The sequence below is a fragment of the Niameybacter sp. genome, assembly GCF_036655075.1.
Taxonomy (GTDB): Bacteria; Bacillota; Clostridia; order Lachnospirales; family Cellulosilyticaceae; genus Holtiella.
This window is the reverse complement of record NZ_JAVVQU010000001.1, coordinates 115,110-126,820: the sequence shown is the minus strand read 5'-3', so window position 1 is coordinate 126,820 and position 11,711 is coordinate 115,110. Positions and strand designations below refer to the sequence as shown.

Annotated in this window: 12 protein-coding genes, 1 pseudogene and 1 riboswitch; of the genes and pseudogenes, 10 read left to right on the top strand and 3 right to left on the bottom strand. The window is 36.9% G+C overall.

Annotated features, from left to right (window positions below):
- The 10 genes and pseudogenes from RRY75_RS00625 to RRY75_RS00585 all read left to right on the top strand — a co-directional run.
- Nucleotides 1-748: carboxypeptidase-like regulatory domain-containing protein (locus RRY75_RS00625; RefSeq protein ID WP_332715355.1), on the top strand; the 748-nt coding region annotated here is incomplete at its 5' end.
- A gap of 17 nt (nt 749-765) precedes the next feature.
- Nucleotides 766-1,647 (top strand): hypothetical protein, encoded by an 882-nt coding sequence (locus RRY75_RS00620; protein WP_332527405.1) that lies wholly within the window; start codon nt 766-768, stop codon nt 1,645-1,647.
- Between the two features lie 232 nt (nt 1,648-1,879).
- The gene (gene spoIIID / locus RRY75_RS00615; RefSeq protein WP_307991061.1) at nt 1,880-2,134 is read left to right on the top strand and encodes a sporulation transcriptional regulator SpoIIID; all 255 of its coding nucleotides are present in this window, start codon (nt 1,880-1,882) and stop codon (nt 2,132-2,134) included.
- 129 nt (nt 2,135-2,263) lie between these two features.
- On the top strand, nt 2,264-3,277 hold the full coding sequence (locus tag RRY75_RS00610) for a rod shape-determining protein (protein WP_332492496.1): 1,014 nt from the start codon (nt 2,264-2,266) through the stop codon (nt 3,275-3,277).
- A 40-nt stretch (nt 3,278-3,317) separates the two neighbouring features.
- Nucleotides 3,318-3,434 (top strand): annotated as a pseudogene (locus RRY75_RS14240) (flagellar basal body protein); the annotation flags it as partial.
- A gap of 64 nt (nt 3,435-3,498) precedes the next feature.
- Nucleotides 3,499-3,600: riboswitch (SAM riboswitch) on the top strand.
- 141 nt (nt 3,601-3,741) lie between these two features.
- A complete protein-coding gene (gene metK / locus RRY75_RS00605; protein WP_332492497.1) occupies nt 3,742-4,932 on the top strand; it encodes a methionine adenosyltransferase in 1,191 nt (396 codons plus the stop codon).
- Between the two features lie 199 nt (nt 4,933-5,131).
- Nucleotides 5,132-6,403 carry a DUF1576 domain-containing protein gene (locus RRY75_RS00600; RefSeq protein WP_332492499.1) on the top strand — a complete coding sequence of 424 codons (1,272 nt, stop codon included), beginning with the start codon at nt 5,132-5,134 and terminating at the stop codon, nt 6,401-6,403.
- On the top strand, nt 6,400-6,741 hold the full coding sequence (locus RRY75_RS00595; RefSeq protein WP_332492501.1) for a hypothetical protein: 342 nt from the start codon (nt 6,400-6,402) through the stop codon (nt 6,739-6,741). Before RRY75_RS00600 ends, RRY75_RS00595 begins: the two co-directional genes overlap by 4 nt.
- Before the next feature lie 20 nt (nt 6,742-6,761).
- Nucleotides 6,762-8,987, top strand: coding sequence for an SF1B family DNA helicase RecD2 (gene recD2, locus RRY75_RS00590; RefSeq protein WP_332492503.1), 2,226 nt, complete (start codon nt 6,762-6,764; stop codon nt 8,985-8,987).
- 173 nt (nt 8,988-9,160) lie between these two features.
- Nucleotides 9,161-9,868 (top strand): ComF family protein, encoded by a 708-nt coding sequence (locus RRY75_RS00585; protein WP_332492505.1) that lies wholly within the window; start codon nt 9,161-9,163, stop codon nt 9,866-9,868.
- Nucleotides 9,869-9,906: 38 nt separating this feature from the next.
- Here RRY75_RS00585 and RRY75_RS00580 read toward each other — a convergent pair whose 3' ends face one another.
- The 3 genes from RRY75_RS00580 to RRY75_RS00570 are packed head-to-tail and all read right to left on the bottom strand — an operon-like array spanning nt 9,907 to nt 11,665.
- The gene (locus RRY75_RS00580) at nt 9,907-10,494 is read right to left on the bottom strand and encodes a hypothetical protein (protein WP_332492507.1); all 588 of its coding nucleotides are present in this window, start codon (nt 10,492-10,494) and stop codon (nt 9,907-9,909) included.
- Nucleotides 10,495-10,517: 23 nt separating this feature from the next.
- Nucleotides 10,518-11,198 (bottom strand): zf-HC2 domain-containing protein, encoded by a 681-nt coding sequence (locus RRY75_RS00575; RefSeq protein WP_332715348.1) that lies wholly within the window; start codon nt 11,196-11,198, stop codon nt 10,518-10,520.
- Nucleotides 11,195-11,665, bottom strand: coding sequence for an RNA polymerase sigma factor (locus RRY75_RS00570; protein ID WP_332715345.1), 471 nt, complete (start codon nt 11,663-11,665; stop codon nt 11,195-11,197). The genes RRY75_RS00575 and RRY75_RS00570 overlap by 4 nt, the downstream gene beginning before the upstream one ends.
- Nucleotides 11,666-11,711: the final 46 nt, after the last annotated feature.

The following is an 11,711-nucleotide window of genomic DNA, read 5'->3' as shown; positions in this document are numbered from 1 at the left end:
AGTTAAGAAACCAGAGAAGACATTCCAAGTAAAACCAGTCGTTGTCGGAGGGGTGAGTTACGTATCAGTGAAGGACTTAGAGAAGTATGCGGGGGTTAAATCAGAGAAGTATCATCAACCAACAAATGGTGTGATGATGTATACACCTGTATCTGCAATTCAGATTAGTAATCAACCTGCTAGACCACAAGTAAATCGCCAGTATATACCATGTAACTATGGGGTTAAATTATTCAATGGCGTACCTCACGTACCAGCAAAATTCACTTTTGAGAATATGAACTGTACAGTAGCTTACGATACAAAAACTAAGCTCATGACAGTTAAATACTTCGGGGAATCACAACCTAAGTTAGTCGATACTCAACTCAACACAATTAAAGGTTACGTTAAAGATAAAGATGGTAAATCTGTAGTTGGAGCAGAAGTTACACTTGATGGATTTAACAAAGACGCTACAGCTCAAAGTACAAATGCAGGTGGAGACAATCCAAACTTACCTCCAGTGACTAAAACAGATGAAAATGGATACTATGAATTTGTTGGATTAGATACTGCTAAGTATTCTAGAGTACAAGTAGGGGTTAATTATACTAAGACCGTTGGAGGTAAGGTGGTTAAATTTGAGGGACATACCCCAGGAACTTTTAGTAAAACTAAGGGAGCACTTGAAGATGGATTCTTAAGAGTAGACTCAAGACTTGCAGAGATGCCTGTAATCTACACATACGAAAACATTTGGGACTAAGAAGGGGGATTTATATTATGAAACTTAACAAAGTAATTTCAACAATTTTAGTAGCAACATCTTTATTAGTAGCAGTGCCAGTATTTGCAGGAGTACAAGAGGATGTAGCATTAGCTAAAATTGAGCAAACAATTTATCGTGAGACTGTGCTAAAGAACCCTATTTACATTGATGGCGTAACATATGCAGAAGGTGACTTCCTAAGAGAAGCACTTAATCTTAGACATATTAGCGAAGGCATTATCATTAGAGACGATAAAATCATCTATATAACGCCGTCAACCATTACCAACAAAACATATCCTCGTGTAAATGGTGCATATTCAGGAGACTATACAATCAAATACAGAATACATAATGGTAAAGCTGTATATCCAATAAGATTCCTAGTAAATCAATTTGGGGCACAGTTAAAATATGACCCAAAAACAGATAGCATTACAATAATTGATAAAGGATTATTACAGATAGAAAGAACTAGCGAAAAGTTCAATACTGTTAGAGGACGAGTTATTGACCAAGAAGGTAAACCCGTAGTAGGTATCAAAGTACTTATGTATGGAAGTGGCGGTATAAATAGACCTTCAAAATTCGAGTCAGTTACTAATCCAATTAGTAGCCCAAATCATCCAATGCCAGTTGCTATAACAGATGAGAATGGCTACTATGAGTTCTATAATGTAGATACGGATTTGGAACCATTTGTTAGAGTAAGTATTCAAAATGAGACTTACAAAGGTAGGGATATATCAGGAAACTCAGCAGGAAAGGATACAGACAGAGAGTTTCTAACAACAGTAACTCAAGATACCAAAGTTGATTATAGTTTGCCTTCATTAATGAAAGGGTTATACAGTGATAGAGTTGAAATGCCAACTATCTATCTGTATGAGAAATAATAGCTTAAACTGAATTAATACATCCAATCGTTAGGAAAAATATAGGCCTATTTACTCTATATTTTCTTGTGAATATAAATAGTAATTTTTGTGAAAAACTATAGATTTAATCACCTTATATATTGAATTTATATTTTTTGTCAAAATCCTTGTCCTAAATCAAGTTTTGAGAATAAAGAAGGACTTCTTAGCATATTTATTAAACAAGAGTTGTGTTAAGGGGGGCCTTTTCTTGAAACCTTATATCGAAGAAAGAGCCATTGAAGCTGCAAAGTTTATTATCAATTCCAATGCTACAGTAAGGGAAACGGCCAAGAAGTTTGGCATCAGTAAAAGTACAGTCCATAAAGACGTCACAGAACGATTAGAAAAAATTAATCCAAAACTTGCGATGGAAGCAAGGAAAGTTTTAGAACTTAACAAAGCTGAACGACACCTAAGAGGTGGCCTAGCAACAAAAGAAAAATACTCAGGATTAATCAAATAGATGGGTAGAGGAGGCTGTTGTGCTGATTATGGTGCGGCAACCTCTATTTACTTTGCAATACAATGGTGTTTAAGGTATAATGAAGGTAATTTTATGGTGAAAAATGACAACAGGTAAAGGAGAAAATATATGTTTGGAAGAGGAGCCGACATTGGAATTGATTTAGGAACAGCTTCTGTTCTTATTTATATAAAAGGTCAAGGGATAGTATTACAAGAGCCATCTATTATTGCTATTAATAATAGAACGAATGAAGTGCTTGCTGTGGGAGAGGAAGCACATGCTATGTTAGGGCGTACACCACAAAATATTACGGCGATTAGACCGCTTAGACGTGGGGTTATTGATGATTGTGATGCAACAGAAAAAATGCTTAAGTATTTTATTCATAAGGCAATTGGTCCAAGATTGATTAAACCGCGTATTGCAGTATGTGTACCAAGTGGGGTAACAGAAGTAGAAAAACGTGCGGTAGAAGATGCAACAAGACAAGCTGGGGCTAGAAAAGTAGATGTTATAGAAGAGCCTATTGCGGCTGCTATTGGAGCGGGAATTGATATTAGTAGACCATGTGGAAGTATGATTGTAGACATTGGAGGAGGAACGGCAGATATTGCTGTTATTTCCTTAGGTGGTGCTGTTGTGAAAAAGTCTATTAAAGTAGCAGGCGATAATTTCGATGAAGCGATTATGGTATATTTGCGTAAAAGACATAATTTACTTATTGGAGAAGGTACGGCTGAAGAGATTAAGAAAAATATTGGATCTGCCTATAAACGTGATTTTCCAATTGAGATGACAGCTAAGGGGCGCAACTTAGTTTCTGGGCTACCAAAACATATTGTTTTATCTTCCGATGAGATGCTAGACGCCTTGGCTCAACCGATTGACGAGATTGTAAATGCTGTACATGTTGTACTTGAGTCTACACCTCCAGAACTTGCTGCCGATATATTTGATAGAGGCATTGTTTTAACAGGAGGAGGAAGCCTCATTTATGGACTGGATAAACTGATTACACAAAGAGTAGGGATTAATGCAGTGATTGCAAATGAAGCTATTTCTTGTGTAGCAGTAGGGACAGGTCTATTTGTAGAATACAAATACTCTAAGCAAAATAGAAAGAGCAGAGCCTATGATTAGAGGTCTTTATATTGTAGGGACAGGCATAGATGTATAAACCAAAAAGTTAGAGGTTATTTCTAATGATTTAGCTAATGTAAATACAACAGGTTATAAGAAAGATGAAGCAGGCGGTATAGGACTTGCAGACATGATGTGCAAACGACTAAGTAAATAATTTGCTTGACAAATAAAAGGACTAGCTTATATAATGAAGTCAACAATTAAATAGCGATGAGTAATTCTTATCCAGAGAGGTGGAGGGACAGGGCCCTACGAAACCCGGCAACCAGCGTATAGCGGGTGCCAATTCCCACAAGTGCACAGCACTTGTAAGATGAGGATGTATCGTATTTACGATAAAGTACACAAGGCCTCGTTTTTCGAGGCCTTTATTTTTTTCAACAAATTACGCATTCAACCATCGAACCTTTAAATACATCGCTTATGTTAAAACTAAAACATATTAAAGGAGGATTTTGAAAATGGCAAGAAGATTATTTACATCAGAATCAGTGACAGAAGGGCATCCAGACAAGATTGCTGACCAGATTTCAGATTCAGTTTTAGATGCAATTTATGCACAAGACCCACAAGCACGTGTAGCGTGTGAGACAGCAGTTACAACAGGTCTAGTACTTGTTATGGGAGAAGTTACAACAAGTTGTTACGTAGACATCAATAAGATTGCCCGTGACACAATTAATGAAATTGGTTACAACAACCCAAGCTTTGGTTTTGATGGCAACAGTTGTGGTGTGATGGTAGCACTTGATGAGCAATCTCCAGATATTGCAATGGGTGTCGATACAGCACTTGAAAAAAGAAACAATGAAATGGCAGAAGAAGATATTGAAGCAACAGGGGCCGGAGACCAAGGAATGATGTTTGGTTTTGCCTGTGATGAAACCGAAGAGCTTATGCCAATGCCAATTTCTTTAGCACATAAATTATCACGTCGTCTTACAGAAGTACGTAAAAATGGTACACTGAACTACCTTCGCCCAGATGGTAAAACTCAAGTAACTGTAGAGTACGATGGCGATACAGTAGTGAGAGTAGATGCAGTTGTTATTTCTACACAACATGCCGAAGAAGTTTCACAAGAACAAATCCACAAAGACCTTATGGAATATGTTATTAAACCAGTTATTCCAGCTGAGCTCTTAGATGAAAGCACAAAATACTTCATCAACCCAACAGGACGTTTCGTAATCGGTGGTCCAGTAGGTGATTCAGGTCTTACAGGTCGTAAAATTATCGTAGATACTTACGGTGGATATGCAAGTCATGGCGGCGGTGCTTTCTCAGGAAAAGATCCAACAAAAGTAGACCGTTCAGCAGCTTATGCAGCACGCTATGTAGCAAAAAACATTGTAGCAGCAGGTCTTGCAAAAAGATGTGAAATCGAACTGGCTTATGCAATTGGTGTAGCACATCCTGTTTCAATCTTAATCAACACACATGATACAGGTGTTGTAAGTGATGAAAGACTTGTAGAAATCGTAAGAGCAAACTTTGACCTTCGTCCAGCAGGGATTATCAAAATGCTTGACCTTAGAAGACCTATTTACAAACAAACAGCAGCTTACGGACACTTTGGTCGTACAGATGTAAACCTTCCATGGGAACAAACAGATAAAGTAGAGGCACTTAAAAAAGCAGCACTTAACTAATCGGTTTTAAGCCTTACGGTTAAAACATATAGGATAATAATATGGGAAAAGAAAGGTCTACTTGGGGAAGTAGGCCTTTTGTTGTGTACACAATTGCTTGAGCGGATGAATAGAGCTTGCGTAGTACTAAGAGAGGGTTATCATGTTTTAGGATATATGATAAAATAAAGAGACTAACAAAAGACAAAAAGGAGCTTACATGAATACGATTAAGATTACGAGACGGAAAGAAGTATCAAGTAGTACCATGTATAACGTACTCTATATCCTTCCACTTGCCATGTTGATATGTGCTTTTATCGTAGCAAGTCCAGTAGAACTTTTAGAAGGTATAGCGCTTATTTATAAAGCAAATGATATTTTACTAACAGATTATTTGTTGATAGCAGGTGTTGGCGCAACCTTATTAAATGCCGCAAGTGTTATATTCATTAACTTATGGTTGCTTAGAAGGCTAGACTTTAAGCCGAATGGTGTGATTATTGCAGCCCTCTTTTTACTCGCTGGATTTAGCTTTATGGGAAAGAACCTGTTTAACATATGGCCTTTTTACCTAGGGGGATACCTCTACAGCAAGTATCATCAAATGCCTTATAAAAACGTAGTCATTATTAATATGTTTTCAACTGCTTTGAGTCCACTGGTAAGCCTTATTGGAGAAAGTATGTCGCATAATATGATATACGGTATTATTATTATGGCAGTAGTTGGTGGATTTATAGGTTTCATTATGCCGACTGTATCATCGCATATCGTTACCCTTCATGCTGGATACAATTTATATAATATGGGAACGGCAGCGGGATTTGTTGGGATGATTGTCTATTCAATTATTGATGAGTCCAGTATTTTTGTAGAGAGTAATAGTTCGTTGCTTACTTACAATGATTGGCGTTTAGTAACCTTTTTTGTACTATACTGCATAGTCTTAATTGGAGTGGGCTATCGTATAAATGAGAAGACATTTAAGGGCTACAGGCGATTGCTTGGGCATTCAGGGAGAATTGTAACAGATATGATTAAGCAAGATGGCTTTGGCTTAAGCTTAGTTAATATGGGTATATTAGGGCTCTTGTGTATTGGTTTTGTCCTTTCATTAGATGGACATTTTAATGGTCCAACTGTGGCAGCTATGTTTACTGTCATAGGATTTGGAAGTTTTGGTAAGCATCCGATGAATGTATGGCCGATTGTACTGGGTGTTTTGTTGGGGTGGCAATTGTTTGGCGTCGATGCACCCACCTCTACACTTATTATTTCAGCTTTATTTGGAACAACCCTTGCACCAATAGCAGGAGAATATGGCGCGTTATGGGGAATACTTGCAGGTGTATTACACGCTACTTTTATACAAAATGTCGGTGCATTACATGGGGGAATCGTTTTATACAACAATGGTTTGTCAGGGGGCATTATTGCTGCTGTTTTAATTCCGATTATTGATGCATTTAAGAAGGAGAATAAATCGTGAGACATGAAGTAAAGAAAATATCCAAAATGGTAGATGAATTAACAACTTTTTTCCTAGAACATCAGGCAAGGAGTTTAGATATAAAAGTTGATAACTTAGTCGATCGTGAAGTGATTACGGTAGAGGCTATTGCACTAGATGACTTAAAGCTGTGTGTCAAAAAACTTCAAAGCTTTTTAAGCTATCCAAGAGAGTGTGAGATGGAAGAATACTACTGGGAGCTAGCTGGTGAGACTGAAAGTTCAGAGGAGCTAGGGCTTGTAGGAACTATGATCGATGAAGCAAATATAGGCTATGACGATGAGAAGATTCAGCTAGAACTGATACGTAGGAAATAATAAAGGATAGGGTGGATGAATTGGAAGAACAAATAGTCATTGAAGGTGTTGTAGACGACATCATATACCAAAATGAAGAAAATGGATATACAGTATGTACAATTGAATATGAAGGAGAAGAAGTATCTTGCGTTGGCAATCTGCTTGGTGCTCATCCTGGTGAGGAAATACGTATTGTAGGTCAATGGGCTACCCACCCTGTCTATGGTAAACAACTAAAGGTGGATACTTTTGAAAGAAGTATTCCAAAGACTGTACAAGGTATAGAAAGGTATTTAGCATCTGGTGCCATTAAAGGAATAGGGCCAAAGACTGCTAAGAAAATTGTGAAGCACTTTGGGCTAGATACTTTTCGTATTATTGAAAGTGAGCCAACGGTGCTTGCTCAAATCCAAGGGATTAGCGACAAGAAGGCAGTAGAGATTGGTGAGGTATTCCGCGCTCAACATGAGTTACGTAATGCCATGTTGGTGCTGCAAGAGTTTGGGATTACACCTACCTATGCCATCAAAATCTACAAACGGTATAAGGACAAGACGATAGAAGTCATTAAAACCAATCCTTATCGGTTAGCAGAAGACATCTTTGGAATAGGCTTCAAGAAAGCCGATGAGATTGCAGCTCAAATAGGAATTGATAAGAGTGACCCACAGCGTATCAAGACAGGCATTTTATATCTCCTTAATAACTTCTCAATGGAAGGGCATACCTATATGCCGAGGGATATTTTAGTGGAGAAAAGTTTGCAACTTCTAGGCGTGCCTGAAGATTTTGTAGACCATGCCATGAGTGAACTTATCATACAGAAGGCCATTCTTGTGAAAAATTATAATCAGATAGCCTGTGTCTTTTTAAGCAGACTGTATCATTGTGAACTAAAAATTGCAAGAAAGCTTATAGATCTTGCAGCCACTTACGACAAGGAAATGCCTTTTGACTTTGATAAAGAGCTGAAACAAACCCAGAAGGAACTCTCTATTGAACTGGTAGAAGAGCAAAGAGAAGCTGTGCGCTATGTACTTATGCATGGCGTTACTATACTCACAGGGGGACCGGGTACAGGTAAGACTACCACCATTAAGGCTATCTTGCACATGTTAGAAAAAGCCAATGAGGAAGTCTTACTGGCGGCACCAACAGGGCGTGCAGCCAAGCGTATGAGTGAAGCTACTGAAATGAAGGCACAGACAATTCATAGATTACTAGAAATTGGCTATCTCAAGGAAGATAGTAATAGGCAGATGTTCAATCGTAACGATGAGAACCCACTAGAAGCAGATGTAGTCATCATTGATGAAATGTCTATGGTAGATGTCAACTTAATGTATGCCCTTTTAGAAGCAGTACAAGAAGGGCAACGTCTCATCCTTATTGGAGATGCAGACCAATTACCTTCAGTAGGTGCTGGAAATGTATTAAAAGATATGATAAAAAGTGAGCGTCTTCCAGTGGTACGTCTGACTCAAATCTTTAGACAGGCGAGGGAAAGTGCTATTGTTATGAATGCCCACCGCATCAACCAAGGGAAGGAACCTGTGAACAATGAAAAAGGGACGGACTTCTTCTTTATGAATCGTAGTGTGCAACAACAAGTCCAAGAGACTATTGTGGAGTTAATTACAACCCGTATTCCTAAGTTTCAGAAGGTAGACTTCCTAAAAGATATTCAAGTTTTAGCCCCTATGCGCAAAGGACTTTTAGGCGTCAATGAACTGAACAAGTTACTTCAAGGTGCCTTGAACGGGCCTTCGGCTGCGAAAATTGAGAAGGAATACCGAGATACCATCTTCCGAGTGGGAGACAAGGTAATGCAGATTAAGAATAACTACAATACTCCGTGGAAAGTGTATGCCCCTACAGGCTACCCACTGGATGAAGGGATTGGAGTGTTCAATGGTGACTGTGGTATGATTAAAGACCTGGACTTAGGACGTGAGATATTGACCGTACTCTTTGATGACCAAAAGACAGTAGAGTATGAGTTCAATCAACTAGACGAGCTAGAACTTGCCTATGCTGTGACCATTCATAAGTCTCAAGGAAGTGAGTACCCTGTAGTCATCTTACCCATTCATAGTGGGCCACCTATGTTGCTGAGTCGTAACTTACTTTACACAGCTGTAACAAGAGCCAAGAAAATGGTTGTCATCGTAGGGGTAAAAGAGACTGTCAATCGTATGATTGAAAACAATAGAGAAGTAGAAAGATACTCTAGCTTGGGCATTCATTTACAACAACTGATTTAAAAGTGGTACGCCAATGATTATTTTAAATAGAAGGTTTAAAAATAAGGAAATACCATCATACTTATAAGAGAAAATAACAACAAGAGACTTACATCCAGTAGACAATCAGATTTCTGTATAGACTAAGAAGCATGACAGGAGTCTAACCAATATAAAATGTAAGTGAGGGATTAATGTTGTCTTTAGAAACGCTTAAGGCATGGCTTTGTCCAGACAAGTGTATGGTGTGTGGTTGTTTGTTAGAAGGGAATGAAGCATGTGGGTTATGTCCAAGCTGTGAGACAGGCTTACTTGTAAGAGACGTCTGTCCAAAGTGTGGGAAGCCTTATGCGACCAACACAGGGGCATGCGGCTATTGTAACGAAGTGCCTGCACAAGTGACTTGTGTAAGGGCACTTTTTCCTTATATTGACTTGTACAAAGAAAGTGTATTAAGATGGAAATATACAGGGATCAGAAAATATGCAAAAGGCTATGGTGCTTTACTCTCTACCTTTATTCAAGCTGAGCATTTAGAGATAGACTATTTGATTCCCATACCTATTGCCAGACATAGGTATTTGGATAGAGGTTTCAACCAAGCGTTAGACTTAGCAGACGAAGTGGCAAAGCGTACACATATTCCAGTATGGGATGTGCTTGCAAGAAGTCATGACACCAAGCCACAGTCAGCTTGTAAGAAGGAAGAGCGGGCGAAAAATATTCGAGGTGCCATCAAGATGCGTACACATACTTTCTGTGAGACGTCTGTAAAGATTGCACTGATTGATGATATCTACACGACAGGAAGTACAGTAAGAGAATGTATTCGCGTGCTTCAAAGGGAGTCTAATATTCAAATTGAACAAATTTATGTGCTAGCAGTATGTCTAGCCATATGAAAAGGGGTAGAAGCGTGGAAGTAAAATAGAAAGGTGAGTTAAATATCATCTAAAAACTTTTTATACTTATCTAAAAATTCTTCTATATTTCCCGATTCTTTCCAAATATCTACAGCGCTAGGATCAAGCAAATACAGTATTGAAGCATTTAAAAGTTCAACATATTCGCCATCTTGAGATCCAAGGGCATTTCTTCTAACTTGCAATCCTTTAGTTTTATAATACTTTTCTGTTTCTTTATACAATTCTTCGCGTTTTTCTATATAATCGGTAACTTCATTATTGGGAAAACTATAGGCATCTACCGTTATGTCTGCCTCTATAAATGTCTTTTTCATAGCTACTTTTTCATCCCAAAGATGAATTTTACTCCATTCAAAATATATTTCATCTTCATTGGGTATAAATGAAAACTTTGAAATAACATATATATAATGATTATAATCTAATTCATAGTAGTCAGGTAAATCTTCAAATTTCATAGAATAATTTATATACCCATTTGAAATAACTTCTTTTTTTACAAAAGGAATACTTTCAATAAGTTTACATATTGATTCTTCTGTTTCAAAAACACCTATATCATAGGATTTCTCGTACTGTTTAACTTTTAATAGATATGACATAATTTCTCCTTAAGTTATTCCGATTATTTTATTTCGTTTGCACTCCATAAAAGAATCGCATTATTTAGTGTATCATTTAATTTATCATCCAATAAACCATCTAATTCAGTATAATTTTCAACCAAATAATAGACATTATCTATACTATACAATGTTTGCTCTTTATTTAAAATAGTATCAGTATATTCTAATGTATATCTTTTAGTTTCGGTACGATTAGGAACTAGATATTTTTGTGCAGCGGTTGTAGCACCGTAAAAATATAAATTATTTTTATCTCCATCTTGAATTACTTTCTTATTTAAATTATAAATTAAATCACCTGTAGTATAGGCATGAAGCACTCCATTTTCTTCTTCTACTCTAATATTTTCTTGGCTATAGTCTATAGGAACTATATAACCATTCATAAATTTGAAAATTCCTAATACTAGAGATATTCCTATCCCAAGTGAAACTATACCTGTAATAATCTTTCCTCTTTGAAGTTTCTTTTTGATGTGCTTTAGCATACGAAAATCTGCTTTTTCCTCTATACTTATTTCTGTAAACATTTGATTTGGCTCCTTCATCATTTCATAGTATGCTTTACACGTTTCACATTCTAGTAAATGTTCTGTTACAATTTGTATGCTTTCATTACTACATACTTCATCATGATATAGCGGTAATAAGTCTTTGACAACATTACATGAATATTTCATCGCATCTCCTCCTGAAGTTTAATCTTGGCCCGATGAAAGGTAACTCGTGCCCAACTTTCTGATTTGAAAAATAGTTCTCCTATCTGTGCAAAAGATAACTCTCCAAACATCCTTAAAGAGAATACCTCTTTATATGGCTCACTCATTCTATGTAGTGCTTTATGAAGTTCAAAGGCTATCTCAGTATCTATTAATTGCTGCTCAAGATTCTTTTGAATTAATTCTAAAGAATCTATTTCCAATATATTATTTTCTTTACGATAGGTAGAATAATAAGTGTTTTTAGCAATTTGACATAACCAAACGCTAATTTTACACTTTCCTTCAAAGTTATCAATGTTCTTTAGTGCTTTAAAGAAGGTTTCCTGAGTAATTTCCTCAGCAATATGATTATTCCTGGATAAAGACAATACATATTTGTATACATCTAAAAAGTATTTTTCGTATATGTCTTCAAATTTTTCCACATGTTCACCTCACTCTCATACATAAGACTATCTAGATTTAATTTCG

Coding starts and splice junctions, on each gene's coding strand:
- RRY75_RS00575 (WP_332715348.1), bottom strand. CDS start 11,198: ATGAAATATTCATGTAATGTTGTCAAAGACTTATTACCGCTATATCAT.
- metK (WP_332492497.1), top strand. CDS start 3,742: ATGGCAAGAAGATTATTTACATCAGAATCAGTGACAGAAGGGCATCCA.
- RRY75_RS00600 (WP_332492499.1), top strand. CDS start 5,132: ATGAATACGATTAAGATTACGAGACGGAAAGAAGTATCAAGTAGTACC.
- RRY75_RS00620 (WP_332527405.1), top strand. CDS start 766: ATGAAACTTAACAAAGTAATTTCAACAATTTTAGTAGCAACATCTTTA.
- RRY75_RS00585 (WP_332492505.1), top strand. CDS start 9,161: ATGTTGTCTTTAGAAACGCTTAAGGCATGGCTTTGTCCAGACAAGTGT.
- RRY75_RS00580 (WP_332492507.1), bottom strand. CDS start 10,494: ATGTCATATCTATTAAAAGTTAAACAGTACGAGAAATCCTATGATATA.
- RRY75_RS00610 (WP_332492496.1), top strand. CDS start 2,264: ATGTTTGGAAGAGGAGCCGACATTGGAATTGATTTAGGAACAGCTTCT.